8 protein-coding genes are annotated in these 15935 nt (G+C 56.1%); all 8 read left to right on the top strand.

Annotated features, from left to right (window positions below; translation table 11 throughout):
* Positions 1 to 83 precede the first annotated feature (83 nt).
* Complete coding sequence (smc, locus tag CAUR_RS15365) at positions 84 to 3644, top strand: chromosome segregation protein SMC (protein ID WP_012258775.1); 3561 nt, start codon at positions 84 to 86, stop codon at positions 3642 to 3644.
* Positions 3641 to 4261 (top strand): nucleotidyl transferase family protein, encoded by a 621-nt coding sequence (locus CAUR_RS15360; protein ID WP_012258774.1) that lies wholly within the window; start codon positions 3641 to 3643, stop codon positions 4259 to 4261. Before smc ends, CAUR_RS15360 begins: the two co-directional genes overlap by 4 nt.
* 68 nt (positions 4262 to 4329) lie before the next feature.
* Positions 4330 to 5298, top strand: a complete 969-nt coding sequence (locus CAUR_RS15355) for a DNA cytosine methyltransferase (protein ID WP_012258773.1) — start codon at positions 4330 to 4332, stop codon at positions 5296 to 5298.
* Positions 5295 to 5978 carry an HhH-GPD family protein gene (locus CAUR_RS15350; RefSeq protein ID WP_012258772.1) on the top strand — a complete coding sequence of 228 codons (684 nt, stop codon included), beginning with the start codon at positions 5295 to 5297 and terminating at the stop codon, positions 5976 to 5978. The genes CAUR_RS15355 and CAUR_RS15350 overlap by 4 nt, the downstream gene beginning before the upstream one ends.
* 393 nt (positions 5979 to 6371) lie before the next feature.
* Positions 6372 to 10415: a DISARM system helicase DrmA gene (drmA, locus tag CAUR_RS15345; RefSeq protein ID WP_012258771.1), complete on the top strand. Its 4044-nt coding sequence runs from the start codon at positions 6372 to 6374 to the stop codon at positions 10413 to 10415.
* 3 nt (positions 10416 to 10418) lie between these two features.
* A complete protein-coding gene (gene drmB / locus CAUR_RS15340) occupies positions 10419 to 12251 on the top strand; it encodes a DUF1998 domain-containing protein (RefSeq protein WP_012258770.1) in 1833 nt (610 codons plus the stop codon).
* Positions 12248 to 12730 carry a phospholipase D family protein gene (locus CAUR_RS15335; protein WP_012258769.1) on the top strand — a complete coding sequence of 161 codons (483 nt, stop codon included), beginning with the start codon at positions 12248 to 12250 and terminating at the stop codon, positions 12728 to 12730. The genes drmB and CAUR_RS15335 overlap by 4 nt, the downstream gene beginning before the upstream one ends.
* 433 nt (positions 12731 to 13163) lie before the next feature.
* Positions 13164 to 15185, top strand: a complete 2022-nt coding sequence (locus CAUR_RS15330) for an outer membrane protein assembly factor BamB family protein (RefSeq protein ID WP_012258768.1) — start codon at positions 13164 to 13166, stop codon at positions 15183 to 15185.
* Positions 15186 to 15935: the final 750 nt, after the last annotated feature.

The following is a 15935-nucleotide window of genomic DNA, read 5'->3' as shown; positions in this document are numbered from 1 at the left end:
TCAAGCGATATTTCACTTTACCACTTCGCCGGTCTGAAGTACAATAGTTCGTCGGTGTGCAAGTATCAGACAACGAAGGATCGATGTACCTCAAACGACTGGAAATTCAAGGTTTCAAGACATTCGCGACCCGTACCGTCTTTGAGTTTCAGCCCGGGATTACGGCTGTGGTCGGGCCGAACGGGAGTGGCAAATCAAACCTGGCCGATGCAGTGCGCTGGGTGCTCGGCGAGCAGAGCATGGCCGCGCTCCGCTGCAAACAGGCCGGCGAGCTGCTGTTTGCCGGTGGTGGCAAGCGTCCGCCGGCAGGACTGGCCGAGGTGGCGTTGACGATTGATAACAGCGACCGCCTCTTGCCCCTCGATTTCGATGAAGTGACAATCACCCGGCGCGTGACGCGAACAGGCGAGAATGAGTATTTCATCAACCGCGCTCGTGTCCGACTGCGCGATCTGTTGGCCGCCGTCGAACCACTCGGCGGTTCCTACACGATTATCAATCAGGGTCTGGTTGATGCCGCTCTCACCCTGCGCCCGTCCGAACGCCGCCGGCTGTTTGAAGATGCAGCCGAAATCGGCGGGTTCGAGCTACGCAAAGCCGAAGCCATCCGTCGCCTGCGCGAAAGCGAGACCAACTTGCAGCGCGTCGCCGACTTGCTGGCCGATCTCGAACCCCGCTTGCGCAGCCTGCGCCGTCAGGCCGGACAGGCCCGCCAGTACCGCGAATGGCAGGCCGAACTCCACACGCTGCTGGCTCGCTGGCATCACGCCGGATGGCGCGAAGCGCAGGCTCAGGAACAGCAGGCCCGGCTGCAAGCCCAACAGGCTGAAGACGAACTGGCCCGCCGGCGGGCCGTGCATGCCGGCGCAATGACCGCTGTTCAGGTACACCGGGCGGCCCTGCGCGAACGGCGTGAAGCGCTCGGCGAATTGCATCATCAGGCGGCACTCCTGCATCAGCAGGCAGAAGCGATCCAGCGCGATCTGGCAATCGAACAGGAACGGCTGGCAGCGACCATCCGGCGCAGCGAAGAGGTCGAACGGCAACTGACCATGCTGAGCGACCGCCGCCAGGCGACGACCGATGAGCGTGATCGGATTGCTGCTCAACTGGCCCAGATCGATCAAGAACTGATGACCATCCGGCAGCAGCTTGCCATGGCCGAACGCGAACAACAGGCAGACGCCCAGACACGAGCGAGTCTCGCCGCAGCCCTCACGACGGCCCAGGAACGCGCTTTACAGGCGACGCGCGCAGAGGCGCGTGTGCTCAGTCAGATTGATCAACTGACGGCCCAGCATGAACGGTTACATGGTGAAATTGAACGACTTGCAGCGACGTTACAGCAGGCAACTATCAATGCCACTACCGCCCAGGCCGCGGCTGCCAATGCGCAGATGGCTTTAACCGCTGCCGCGCAGGAATACCAGGCAAGCAGTACAGTCGTCCAAAGCACCAGGCAGGCCGTCGAACAGTTACGTCAAGCGCGTGCGGCACTCGATGAAGAGCGGGCCGGCTGTCGCCACACGCTGGCCGAACGCGAAGCCCGTCTGGAAGCGCTAACCCGGCTGGCCCGTTCCCACGCCGGAACATTTGCCGGCGTGCGCACCGCACTCGAATGGGCTGAACGTCACGGTCGCCGGTTCACCCTGGTACAGCAACTGATCCGGGTACCACCCGAACTGGAGACGGCCATCGAAGTGGCGCTGGGTGCCCGTCTGCAACACATTGTGGTTGAGCAGTGGCGCGACGCCGAAGATGCCATCGCCGAACTCCGCCGCACCGGCGTGGGCCGGGCCACCTTTCTCCCGCTCGACACCCTGCGCCGTCCAGATCACAGCCGTCGGCCTGCCTTCTCATCCCAGGTCATTGGCGTGGCCTCAGAACTGGTCACCTGCGATCCCGATTACGCTATCGTCGTCGATCAACTCCTCGGTCGCACCCTCGTTGTCACCGACCTGGCAACGGCACGCGCCGAAGTGCGCAATCTCCCCCCTGGCTGGACGATTGTCACCCTGGCCGGCGACCAGGTGCAGAGCGGCGGTGCAGTCACCGGTGGTGCACCAACCAAAGAGAGCGGTGCCCTGCGCCGCGAACGTGAACTGCGCGAACTACCGGAACAGGTTGCCGCTGCCCGATCAGCCCTGGCCGCCATTGACGAACGGCGCCAGGCGCTTGATCAGGAGTTGCAGGCAACCATTACCCGCCTCCGTAACGCCGAACAGGCCGAACGCGAAGCTCAACGGCGGCGCGATGCCGCCCGCAACGCGCTGGAGCAGGCGCAACATCGCGCCCGCCAGAGCGAGCAAGAGCAGCAATGGCTGGTGAACCAACAGGAACGTCTGCAACAGGAACTGACATCGCTAACCGCCCAACTCACCTCCCTGCGCGAACAACAAACTGCGTTGCGCCACGAGCGATCAGTTGCCGAGGCCGAACTGGCAGCGTTGCGCGAAAAGCAAGAACAGCAGGCCCAGGCCGATCGTGCCGGACAAGAGCGGCTGGCCAATCTACGGGCCACGCTGACCGCCGGCGAAAGCCGGCAGCGCATGCTCGCCGAATTGCTTGCCGGCCACGAACGCACCCTGGCCGATCTCACGCGCCAGGCTCACGACCTTGAGGCGACCCTAAACGCGCTCCGCAGCGAACGGATCGAGCGTGAAGCTGGTTACGCCACCATGATCACCCGCCAGCAACAGCTCTTGAGCGACCTGCAAACCCTGCGGAGTCACATCGAACCGCTGGAAGCAGAGATAGGCGCTGCGGAAGCTGAACTGTCTCAGCTTGAAGCAGCCGAGGTTCAGGCAACCAACGACCTGCTGGCTGCGGAAGCCGAACACAGCCGGCTCGTGCGCGAAGCGCAACGCGCCAGCGACCGGCTCGAAACACTCTTCGAGCGCGCCGCTGCCGATGGAGTTGACCTGACGGCCCCACCGCCGGCTGAGGAAGGGCCACCGCTATCCGAACTACCGGCAGCCATCGAAGCGTTACGGGCACGCATCCTACGCCTTGGCGTCGTCAATCCCCTCGCACTGGAAGAGTATGAAGAAGCGGCGAACCGCCATGCCTTCCTGACCAGCCAGGCTGCCGATCTACGGGCTGCCAGTGCCACCCTGCACCAGCTCATTGCCGAACTCGACGAAGCAATGCACAGCCGCTTCGAGCACACCTTCAATGCAGTAGCCGGCGAATTCAGTGCCGTATTCCAGGAACTCTTCGGCGGTGGCAGTGCCCGCCTCGAACTCGTCGAAAGCACCGACAGCGACGAACACAACGGCAAGCGCACTGCGCCGGGCGTAGAGATCATTGCCCGCCCGCCGGGCAAACGACCACAAAACATCGCCCTCCTCTCCGGCGGCGAGCGCACACTCACGGCGGTGGCGCTCCTCTTCGCCATCCTGAAAGTCAACCCCAGCCCCTTCTGCATTCTCGACGAAACCGACGCCGCCCTCGACGAGAGCAACATCGGGCGATTCCGCACCATGCTCCAGCGCCTCACCGACCGTACCCAATTCATCGTCATCACCCACAACCGTGGTACGATAGAAGTAGCCGACACCCTGTACGGCGTAAGCATGGGTGACGACGGAGCATCACGGGTTGTCTCGCTGCGTGTCGCCGAATACGTGGGAACAGCGCCATGATCAATGCCGCCGAATTAAGCGACATCCTGAGTGGTCGAGTCGGATCAATCACCATCACCCCCACTGGTGAGCGGCGGATCGACGATCCGCCGCCGGGGGCCATCCTACCCGGCAGCTTCAACCCATTGCACGCTGGTCATCTCGGCATGCAACGGGCCGTAGTCATCATGACCGGAAAACCAGTCCACTTCGAGCTAACAGTCCGAAACGCCGACAAAGGCGAACTCGCGCTTGAAGAGATTGAACGTCGGATCGCCCAATTCCAGCACCGCCACCACGTCATCCTCGCCGCCGCCCCCCTCTTCGTCCAGAAAGCCCGCCTCTACCCCGGTCGGGCATTCGTCCTCGGCTACGACACCGCCCTGCGCCTCGTAACCCCTCGCTACTACGGCGACGAAGCGGCAATGTTCGCCGCCTTCGCCGAACTGGCCGCAGCCGGATGCCGCTTCTTCGTCGCCGGGCGCCAGATCAACGGGCGCTTCTACACCCTCGCCGATCTGCAACTACCGGCAGGCTACGAACAGCTCTTCACCCCCATCCCCGAAGACCTCTTCCGCCGGGATATTTCTTCGACAGAGCTGCGGGCACAACGCGAGCGGGAGCGGGGAAGTAGCTGAAATGTGGCGAATAGCCCACTCTTCGTATACAATATGATCCTGCTGTTGCAGGATCAGAGAAATCAGGCATGAATACCATTCGAGCTATCGATCTATTTTGTGGTATTGGTGGTAATTCCTGCGGTGCGCGAGCGGCAGGGATCGACATCGCTGCCGGTTTCGACAAATGGGCACTCGCCGGACAGGTATTTCAGGATAACTTCCCGGAAGCACGATTTTACAACGTTGATCTTGCCATCCTGTCACGAAGGCAGATTCACCACTTTCACGAAACAATTGGTCACGTTGATCTTATTCTTGCTTCACCGGAGTGTACCAGCCACAGCGTGGCACGAGGCGCGAGTCCGAAAGACAAGGCCAGCCTTCGCCTTTCCTGGAATGTCTGGCGGTTTGCAGAAGTGTTTCAACCACGATGGGTAGTGGTTGAAAATGTTCCCGCTTTTCGTTTATGGGAACACTACAGACATTTTCTTGAGATCATGCAGCGTAGTGGTTATCGTGTTTTGGAGCAGATGCTGGTTGCCAGTGCATTCGGTGTGCCGCAAAGACGCCGTCGCCTGTATCTGCTCTTCGACCGTGATCGTGAACCACGCGCAGTTGTGCCCTGTCGTTATGAACCACTTCCAGCATCGTATGCGATAAACCTCAATGGCTCCTATCGTTATACACCACTGGTAACTGCAAACCGGGCTGCCCGCACGCTGGTAAGAGCACAGAACGCTATCGATGTTCTGGGCAGGGATACACCCTTTTTGCTCGTGTATTACGGTTCGGACAAAGCTGGTGGCTGGCAGTCACTTGACACACCACTGCGCACCATTACAACCCTGGACCGCTTTGCACTGGTGCGCCCGGACGGTCGTGGCGGCCATGAGATGCGAATGCTTCAGCCGCCTGAATTGAAAAAAGCGATGGGGTTTCCGCCGGAATTTGTCATTAATCACGGTAACCGCAGAGAACAGATTAAGATGTTGGGAAACGCCGTGTGTCCGCCAGTGATGCAGGCTATCGTTCAGACGCTGATTGCTGATACATGACCAACGATACGCTGCTTCCATTCAGCTCCGATGAGGTACAGGCCCTGCGTGTAGCGTTACACCAATGGGGGGCTGAGCATGTACGCTCATTTCCGTGGCGGCAAACGACGGACCCATACCATATCTTACTGGCAGAGATTTTGCTACATCGGACACAGGTAAAGCAGGTTGTGCCGGTATATGAAGCCTTCCTGGCCCGCTATCCTGATCTCACATCGCTCTCACAGGCATCTCAGGGTGACATCTATCAAATGCTCGGTTCACTGGGGTTAACCTGGCGATCCCGGTTGTTCTACGAGATGCTTCAGGCAATTGCCACTCGCTACCACGGCAACGTTCCACGCCGCAAAGAGGATTTGCTCTCCCTTCCCGGTATCAGTGATTACATTGCCAGTGCTGTACGTTGCTTTGCCTGGAACGAGCCAGAGGTTCTACTTGACACCAATACCGTGCGCATTACCGGACGACTGCTGGGCTGGCCGGTCAGAGACTCATCCCGACGCAGCGCACGCTTTCGGCACGCACTTGCTTCGCTCCTCGACCATGAACAGCCACGAATGTTCAACTACGCCCTGCTCGATCTGGCGCACCTGGTTTGCCTGACGCGCCGGCAACCGCTCTGCGCCCAATGCCCGCTCAACACCTGGTGTACCTTCGCAACACAGGAGTCCACGGCGTGACATCCGCTCACGATCTGACCGTCTGTCCATTTGTTGTCGGACCCAAAATTACCGATCTGCATCTGTTCGTGGGGCGAACAGAATAGCTGGAGCAGACCATGAAAAAGAAACAGTTATGTCGTGAAGACGTGCAGAGCACCTCCCGATTGTATTTGAGCGTGGTCAGGAATACTTCCGCGAAATCTGGACTCAGAATCTTGACGAGAGCAGTCATGAACTGCTATGTTACATGCTAACGCCTTCGTGCGTGCCGTTGAATGCCGATCATTAGGCAGTTACCCGCTGACTGGTGCAGAAAGAACGGTTAAAACCTTCCCTGCACAACCCGACAGGTTATGACTTCCAGGTACCATTTATCGGTCTGTATACAGAACGTCTGATCCGCGAGGAACTATGAACATTCGCGATGAACTACTGACTGCGCTGGTTCGTGAAATCCTGGGACCCCGCAATGGACGGTACGAAATCCTGCCGCAAGACGAGGACCCGCGCCAGGAATACATTACCGGTGTGCTGGAGCCGCGTAATGCCCGCTCGCAGGACGAACGTATCGAAGACCAGGTAGATCAGGTCATTGAAGAAACCTCCAGTGAAGAAGATCAGGATAATCAGGGCTTTGTGGCAGCGACAGGCATGTTCTCGCCTGCTCTCGACCCACGGGCATTGCCTCGTTCTATCGGGCTAAGCTTCACGGTGAAGGCAGCACAGGGTGATCCGTATATCGAAATTTGTATCACCTGGGCACGTTATCTGCGCAATACCGACAAAGAGTATGAACGCAAGCCGGAGATGTATCTCAGCGGACCGGTGAATGCCACCCTTGATAGTCAGTCCTTCATGCCAGATAAAGACATCCGTTTACTGGTTCGCTCTCGTCGTGTAGAGGACAGTTACCGCATCAGTATTTTCCTGGTCAATGAGCGTATCGTGCCAGAAGAATCACGTCCGCAAACAGAAGATTATCTCTTTCAGCCGCAAATTCGGGTTCATCTGTCGGCCGGTACACATCTGATCCCGGTACAGATAGCTGAAACAGAATCCACGCTGCTGGCTGAAGAAACCCGCGAAGAAGAGTCGCTGGCTTTACAGTATCGGCATCGCACCGCCCTGGCCCGTGGTCACATGTGTGCGGCGATCTGGAAGGAGATTGACCCGGAAAAGTCTACCGCCTTTGAACGTCCAGCGGAAGCGCCTTTTGCATGGACGGACGCAGAGATTGTGCCGGAGACCGAACGGGCAAAATTCTCGCCCGCCGACGTGCGTACCGAACTTGTCCCAATATATCTGGTTCAATCTCCAGATATTTCATGGAACACCAGTTATGGCCCGTCCCCGGAACTCCGTGCTGAAGTTCTGGCCGAAACGTGGCAACCAGAAGCGTTACGCGCTGCTCTCCAACCACTGGTAAACGGTTATCGTGCCTGGATCACAGAACAGGAACGTGCTGTTCCAACTCTTGATGGTAACTTTCAGATGGCTGCGCAGCGCAATCTGGAAGAGTGTCAACGTACCGCGACCAGGATTCAGGAAGCGATTGACGTGCTCTGTACAAATGAAGACGCACGCCTGGCGTTCTGCTTTGCGAACAAAGCCATTGCCATGCAGGCAGGCTGGAAACATCGCGGACAGACCGGTGGACAATTTACCTGGCGCCCGTTTCAACTGGCGTTTATCATGCTGAACATTCCCCCACTGGTCAATCCACTGCGTCCTGACCGCGAAACCTGTGACCTGTTATGGTTCCCCACCGGTGGCGGCAAAACCGAAGCCTATCTGGGTCTGACAGCTTTTCTTCTCGGCCTGCGCCGTCTTGTCGCCCGCAGGAACCGGCAGGGAGACACCACCGGTGGTGGAGTGGCGGTGCTCTCGCGTTACACGTTACGTCTGCTTACCATCCAGCAGTTTCGTCGTGCTTTGGGGGTCATTACCGCCTGCGAAATCCTGCGTGTCTGGGGACTGAAGGATAACCAACCGGCCGGCTGGCGACCACAGGCATGTCTGCACAAAGACGATTTTCTCTGGGGCGGCGTGCGTTTCTCTGCCGGTCTTTGGGTCGGTGGCGGCGTCACCCCCAATCAACTACGCGGATTTGGTTTTACAAATGCAGGCAATTCCTATTCTTACATTCCTGGCGCACTTGATATTTTGAAAGGCATACGTCAGAACCAAAAGAATGCATCATATGTATCCCAAGGTGAACCGGCTCAGGTCACTCAATGCCCGGTCTGCGGTGCGCTGCTGGCGGTGCCGGAAGAGGGTTTGGGTGAAGGGTCTCATACACTGTACCTGACTGGCATGAATCTGCCTCCAACTGCACCAATCAATATCCGGCATCCCAAACCAAAGGTTAAGATCGAGAATGTCCGTATCCGACACTTCGTCAACACCTGCAGCACGCTGGTTCTACAGATACGCATTGAACCACAGGAACAATGGAAAGCTGAGGAAGTGGATACCTATGTCTGGAATATGCTCCAGCCACTCCTTGGCGCAAATGCAGCATTTCAGGCTGCCCGTCCATCACGTCCGGGTTATTACATCATCAGTGTTACAACTCAGAGAAATTCATCTAAAGATATCGACTTTGAAATCTTCTGTCCTAATCCCGACTGTGAATTGAACCAGCATGCCTGGGCAGAACAGGTACCGCTACCACGCGAGAGCAGGACGGTTCAATGGAGAGGGCAGGTCAACCTGAGGCTTGCAGCACAACGTGAGTCTGGATTACCACTCTCCGATGACATGGACTGGCAAGATATTCCAGAGCCTTTCCGGGAAGCAGGGTACCAAAAACGTTCACGAGCCATCCCTGTTCCCGCTTTTACTGTTGATGATCAGATCTATGCTCGCTGTCCATCGCTGGTCATTTCAACGGTAGATAAGTTTGCCCGTCTGGCATACGAAGGAGAAGCAGCGGCATTGTTTGGTAATGTCACTCATTATCATGCCCGTTACGGTTATTATCGTCAGGGCAATCCCGCCGATCATCTTGCTACATTACCAAAATCGAACAGGGTGGGCTATTTCCGGCACCCCTCGCCAGAAGACGCCTGCGTACAGGTCGAGCCTTTCGCACCGCCCGACCTGATTTTGCAAGACGAACTGCATCTCATCGAAGGTCCACTGGGTAGCATGGTGGGGATTTACGAGACAGCGGTAGACTATCTCTGTCAGCGTGTAGTGAATGGTAGCGTGGTGCGCCCTAAATACATCGCTTCCACCGCCACTGTCCGTCGGGCTGATCCCCAGGTTAAAGCACTGTTCAACCGTTCACTGGCGCAATTCCCACCCCCGGCACTCTCCGCCGATGATAGATTTTTCGCTGTTACTGGGGAAACGCATCCGCTTGACGCCACTCGACCGGGGCGGTTATACGTTGGTGTCTGTGCTCCGGGCAAAGGTGCGCAAACACCAATTGTGCGCATCTGGTCGGCTCTCTTGCAGTGTGCCGAAGATTTGCGCCTCAATGGAAGACCCGATAATGAGCTGGATCCATTCTGGACGCTGGTGGGATACTTTAACGCCTTGCGTGAACTAGCAGGTACTCTCTCTCTTTACCGGCAAGACATCCCTGAATGGCTGAAGCATCGGTCTTCCAATCGCCGAAATCTGGATGAATATCAGCGTGTGGAACTCTCCAGCCGCTCGAAGTCGACCGAATTACCTAATCTGCTGCGCAGACTGGAAACTGCACTACCTTCACCGTCCACACCGGATGCTGTTTTTGCGACATCGATGTTTGGAACCGGAGTGGATGTTGATCGGCTGAGCCTGATGGTAGTACACGGTCAGCCCAAAACAACCTCCGCATACATCCAGGCGACTGGACGGGTAGGACGCAGAACCTGTGGCCTGGTGATTACCTCCTTTCGCGCCACCCGTCCACGTGACCTCGATCACTATGAATTTTTTACGGGCTACCATCGTGGTCTGTACCGGCATGTCGAGCCGGTTACAGTTGCCCCTTTCTCGCCACGGGCCCGCGAACGTGCCCTGGGACCGGTAGCTGTCATTCTCCTGCGTCTGGCACGTCAGATTGGCGGGGTTGATCTGGATGAACTATGGCGCGTGGAACAGCGTATCAGCAGCAAATTTTTCTCAGGCGCACACCATATGCGAGACAAACGCTATGCTCCAGAGGTCAAAACTATTCCAGGTCTATTTGAAGAACGTGCGCAAAATCAGCCATCAGGCCGCCGACCTGCGCCTGGGGACACTGAACGGGAAGCAAATTCAGAACTCGACCGCTGGCGAATGATTGCCGAACAACACTCCGATCCAGACGAATTCGTTTACAGTGAACCGGCTGTGATTCGGGCACCACGACGCCATGTTGTTCTTGGCGACTCACAACATCTGGGACGGTTTGAAGTTGCTTTTGAGAATGCCCCTCAATCTTTGCGCGATATTGAAGAAACAACCATGTTCGAGGATTAAGCCATGCCACAAATTCGCCGTTCTCAGTTTTTGACCACATACGGACCCGGCGCAATCCTGGAAGGGATTAACGGCCCGCGTATCATCCTTTCAACAGAACTCTCTGATGTCTTTTCAGATATAGATAACCCGACACGCTTTGAAATCACCGATCAACGTCTTTCTCAGGGCTTGCTGGGAGGGGCAGGGATTTTGCGACTGCCTTCCAACGCGGAACTGGGCAAGCCAGAAACTAAAGCGTTGTATAAAACAAAAAGGTTTCCCGCATGGTCACTGTGCCCGATCCATAACATTCTTTACCGAAAAACACAGGACGACGATCGAATCTGTCCCCGGTGTCCCCGAGCGAAGAACAAATGGGAAGCATGGCGAATTGCCAGCCGGCAGGCCATTCGCTTTGTACGGGCATGTCCCGCCGGACATCTGGACGATGTTGACTGGATAGGAATTATCACACACACACAGGAAAACTGCTCTCCCTCTTTTCTGTTATGGCATGGCAGTGGTGCATTGAAAAATATCACGGTCGAATGTCCCGATTGCAAGGGGAAGATCAATCTAGGCGTCGCATACAGCCAGCCCTGGCCCTGTTCTGGGCGCTTCCCGGAAAAGGAGCCAGAAGGAGGCGGCGCATTCCGTCCCGGCTGCCAGTACGAATCCCGTATCATTCAGCGCGGAGCTGCCAATTTGCGCATCCCCGAAATTGTCTCTGCACTGGTTATACCACGGTGCGACACCAGCCTGCATCGCCTGTTACAAATCAGCGATATTTACGCCATCGTGTTAATGCATGAGACCCGTCCATTTGGGAGTAAGCAGGAGTTTATCAGAACGCTGGAAAGTCTGGTCAATCGTCAAAAACTGGAACCAGAAATACTTCGCCAGATCGAATCTTATTCTGAAGAAGAGATCTTCAGCGCTATTGGAGACATTCTCGGGCTGGCAATTTCCAAAACACCATATGAATTTCGTCGGGATGAATTTCATGCTTTGCTCCAGGCGGCAGAGCGTGGACATCCCCCTGCACCGCCGAAACGCCCTGGTGAAGTGCCTAATTTTGAGGTGCAGCTCAGTCAGGTACGTCGTAATGTAGTATGGAACCGGCTGCACTTTCGCGTCACCCCCGTCAGTCGCTTACGGGTCGTAATGGTGCAGCGAGGTTATCGGCGCATTCCGGCCGGTCAGTCAGCAGGAGCGCAAACTGTTGACACCGTTTTTGAATTATCTTCTACCCCTGGTCGTCGCTGGTACATCGGAGCAGAACTCTCCGGCGAAGGGATTTTCATTGACCTTGATCTAAAGACCAAACCTTACAACATGCCGGCTCTGAATGATGATGATGGTTGCGTGGCACAGTTATGGTGGCAGGCGTGGCAAAACCCGGATGAATACCTGGGAAACAGTTTGCTTGCCGGCGACAGCCATCAGCTTCATCCCACCTTCGTCTGGTGGCATACTCTAGCACATCGATTGATCAATGCCCTTTCAGTCGATTCGGGCTATTCCTCAGCCGCTATTCGTGAACGGATCTTTCTTGACGTGGATGAGCGAACAGGTCAGGCGAACGGAGGCATCCTGCTGTATACTGCTCAACCCGGTGGAGATGGCACACTGGGTGGATTGATTGCCCTGGTACCAGAATTCGAGCGAGTCCTGGAACGTGCTCTGCGCACACTGGACATCTGCTCGAACGATCCACTTTGTGGTGAGGAAAGGTTTGGCAGGGATCGCTACAATGGTGCAGCCTGTTATGCCTGCTCGCTGGTGTCTGAAACTTCCTGTGAACATCGGAATATGTCGCTTGACCGTAAATTACTTCTGGAAGGGTTACAATGAGCAAGATTCAGGTTGTTGTCAGTGGTCTGGGATGGATGGGAAGTGGAATCGGTTCAATAGAGTCGGCAATTGAGGAGCTGCTGGAAGAAGCTCGGGATGAAATTCTGCTGACAGCGTATGCTATCGGCAAAACTGATCGGATTTTCAAGCTGCTAGAAGTAGCGTTGTTACGGGGAGTACGTGTACGCATGATTGTCAATCGTCTGCCTGAACAACACGAATCAATTCAACACATCCTGAATGAGTTACAGAAGAAATACCGCCACTTTCAACTCTATCCGTTCAACCCTGGTAACGAACGCGGCGATCTGCACGCTAAAGTACTGGTAGTTGACCGGAAACGTGCCCTGGTTGGTTCTTCAAACCTTTCATACAACGGGCTGATTCTCAACCATGAAATGGCTGTTTTGATTGATGGTCAGGAAGCAGCGACAATTGGGGTAGCAATTGACAGACTGACTGGACATGCAGGGATCTAACTATCATCTCATGACATCCTGTAGAAAGAGGCGATGCCCGGTTGATCGTGTGAGTCAATCGGACACCTAAAACCGCTTCTGTCAGTGACCTGCCGTTCGGTATATTTCAAACGTTTCCGGTACGAAGTACAGTGGCAGCATAAACAGGGCACTCACCCACAATACAGGCACTCCATCCTGATCGCCCGAAGCAAGCCATCCAGCAACGTGCTCGCATATCTTCCCACCCCTTCCGACCACAATGTCCCACTTACCACATCACCACCCTACTCCCACACCGCACTTAGCCCTTTTTTCCTATTTCCCCCCTCTTCCCGCAATGATACGATCACATTGCCTGCGCCGACACCATTGCAACGGCCGGTGCCTGCACGATGACAATTTAGAATCTCGATGTTCAGACCTTTACCCACAAAGGATTAGAAACACCGCTATGAACATCACAACTCGTGCCCTCATCCTGCTCATCTCCCTGGTGACGCTAAGTGGAACAATAACTGCACATCTCCCGTACCTCAGCGCCCAAAGTTCACCAACGCAGATACACATACCACTAGTAATGAATCCAGGTTCTACCGGCAGCTCTTCCGGGGAGTGGAGTCAGCACGCTCACAATGCCCAGCACACCAGCTATACCGCGCAGGTTATGCCACCGCCCTGGCGGTTGCGCTGGATCTGGAATGGCGTCGATGCCAATGGTCGCGTGCGCAAAGTGACCAGCACCGGCTCGCTGCCGCGCAATGTGCAGCCGGTAACCGGCGGTGGACGGGTCTACATCGCTGCCGGCACTGATGGCGTCTTTGCCCTCAGTGAAAGCAGTGGGCAGCAACTCTGGCAGCGCAGCGGCATTGGGACTATCAACTCGACGGTCGCTTACGATCACGACACCCAATCAGTCTTTGTCGTCTCGGCCAATGGCACCCTCTACAAACTGCGTGCCAGTGATGGGGTGGTGCTGGGTCAATTTGCCACCGGTCAGAGCAGCACGCTATCGTTGCCGCCAGCTCTTCTGCCTGATCGAGTGCTCTTCGCGATGGGCAATTCGGTCTACGCAATCAACAAGCAGAAGATGCAGCAAATTTGGGTCTACAACGCCGGCGCGACCGTGGCCGTGCCTCCCGCCTACTCCCCTTCACGCGGTCTGGTCATTGTCGCTACCGAGCCAGACCTGTATGTACACGCTATTCGTAACAGCGACGGTGGACGGCAATGGCGTGTGCGCCCCGTGCATGCGAGTCGTTCCTTCGCCGACCCCACCAGATACCGGTACGGCTGGCCGGTCATCGCCGACGGCAGCGGGTATGTCTTGGTGAAAGTGCAACTGGACTGGCACACCCTCTGGCGCGAATGGCCGCAGACCAATAGCGCCATGCGGCAGATGCTGAGCCAGAATCCAGGTGATCAGGCGCTCTTCGTGCTTGATCTGGACGATGGAACTGTTCCTTTTATTGCTAATGTTGGTCACGGTGGCTACGGTGATAATGATTATATGCCGATGGGGCCACAACCCGTTGTCAAGCGGTTACCCAACGGCAAAGAGGTCGTCTATACTATCATTCGCGCCCGTCATGCCCACGACGCCCGCTGGGACTCCCACTTCGGCGAGATGGTGCTGGATAACACGACCGTGAGTGGGCTTAGCGGTGGTGATGTACGCTTTATCGCCTTCGACTGGCCGCCCGGTGAGGCCAATCCGTACCTGCTCACCGACGAACAGCCCAATGTTTCGATGGCGGGAGATATTCTCTTCGGTGGGCATTGGGAGGCCGGCTTTGCCCTGCGCATCCTGGATCGCTCGGACGCACGCGGTAGTTTCACCAACAAGATCACCAGCCAGCGCCTGCCCACGGTAGCCACCTCGCACGATAACCCGGGCACATGCTCTTTCAGCACTTCCCACTATTGCGCCAGTGGTCTCTACAACACCCGGCCCTACGACTTCGGCTTCTACATTTACTACAACCAGGGTACGGTATACGATAGGTACTGGAGTGAATACGCGACCTGGGTTGTCAGTAACGAGAATCTCTATTTCCGTAGCGCCGATGGCGCAATTGTAGCGCTGACCGCCGGGAATCCGACGAGTGGATGGAACAATACGCCGATGCCGACTGTTGCCGACGCCCCCCAAACCATCCCGGTGACCCACGAAGAGATCGTCATTCCACATACCGCCACGCGCGAATGGGCAGGACATACGGCCACGGTCACCGGTACGCTTCAGTATGTTGTCAACAACGGCAAGCAGGTGCTGCTCGGCTTCAGCAATCCCCACCAGGGAACCTTCAAAGCCATCATCCGCAAGGCGTACTGGTCACAATTCAGCGTCCCGCCGGAGCAGATGTACCACGTCGGCCAGCAGGTTGCCATCATGGGGCAAATATCCTGGTATCAGGGCGATCCGGCGATCTTTGTCACAACGCCAACCCAGATTCAGGTGTTGGATGCGGAGTGAGGGGGTAGCAGGTACAGATCGCGTATGACACTGCTAGGGGTCGGTGAAGGCAAAGCCTTCGCTGACCCCTTAGTAAAATCTGTGGAGGTTTTTCGGGCTGATAAGCAGGTGTCATCCATAACAGCAAGCACGGCACTGGATGAAATCGCCTCCAACCACCAGTTGCTGATACTCTGTACAACCTATGCACCACGACAAAGCATTGCGACGCTTGACACAATAACCTCAGATAGCTAATCACCCTGATCATTCTCTGGGTGATAGTCCTGCATTGGACAGCACCAACTGATAGATAGCACCTAACCGATGCTGCTTTTCATGGCAGATCATGCTACGCACAGCCACACATAAGTACAGCGAGCACTCGCCAGGTTGAAAAGTTATGTCAATACACAACCTCGATATATGTTTGTCAATCCTGGGAGTGACCAAAGCCGGGCGGTTGAAAAGGTGTAAAAGGCACTTTTCCAACTTCTATGCAACGATGCGCAATCGTCAGCGCCCTGGTAATGGCTGGTGTTATCACTATCACCAACGCCTGAGAAGACCCGTTCCGTACCGTCATAGGACAAGATTTTTCACCATCCCTGGTACTAAAAAGTGATTGACAAATGGTTGCACAACGCCCGGTAGTAGCAACGGCCCTGCAAGGTTATGCCGACGGGCACGAAAGAGTGCATTTTGATCCTGCTGCGCTTGCGATCTTTGCCAGCTATATGCGAGAACGGCCGGTACAAGCATAAACATTCG

Origin of the sequence: Chloroflexus aurantiacus J-10-fl (assembly GCF_000018865.1) — a bacterium.
In the GTDB taxonomy this organism is placed as follows: Bacteria; Chloroflexota; Chloroflexia; order Chloroflexales; family Chloroflexaceae; genus Chloroflexus; species Chloroflexus aurantiacus.
The sequence above is the reverse complement of the archived record's forward strand: the minus strand, read 5'-3'. Positions and strand labels throughout refer to the sequence as shown.

Coding starts and splice junctions, on each gene's coding strand:
- CAUR_RS15360 (WP_012258774.1), top strand. CDS start 3,641: ATGATCAATGCCGCCGAATTAAGCGACATCCTGAGTGGTCGAGTCGGA.
- CAUR_RS15355 (WP_012258773.1), top strand. CDS start 4,330: ATGAATACCATTCGAGCTATCGATCTATTTTGTGGTATTGGTGGTAAT.
- CAUR_RS15335 (WP_012258769.1), top strand. CDS start 12,248: ATGAGCAAGATTCAGGTTGTTGTCAGTGGTCTGGGATGGATGGGAAGT.
- CAUR_RS15350 (WP_012258772.1), top strand. CDS start 5,295: ATGACCAACGATACGCTGCTTCCATTCAGCTCCGATGAGGTACAGGCC.
- drmA (WP_012258771.1), top strand. CDS start 6,372: ATGAACATTCGCGATGAACTACTGACTGCGCTGGTTCGTGAAATCCTG.
- CAUR_RS15330 (WP_012258768.1), top strand. CDS start 13,164: ATGAACATCACAACTCGTGCCCTCATCCTGCTCATCTCCCTGGTGACG.
- drmB (WP_012258770.1), top strand. CDS start 10,419: ATGCCACAAATTCGCCGTTCTCAGTTTTTGACCACATACGGACCCGGC.
- smc (WP_012258775.1), top strand. CDS start 84: ATGTACCTCAAACGACTGGAAATTCAAGGTTTCAAGACATTCGCGACC.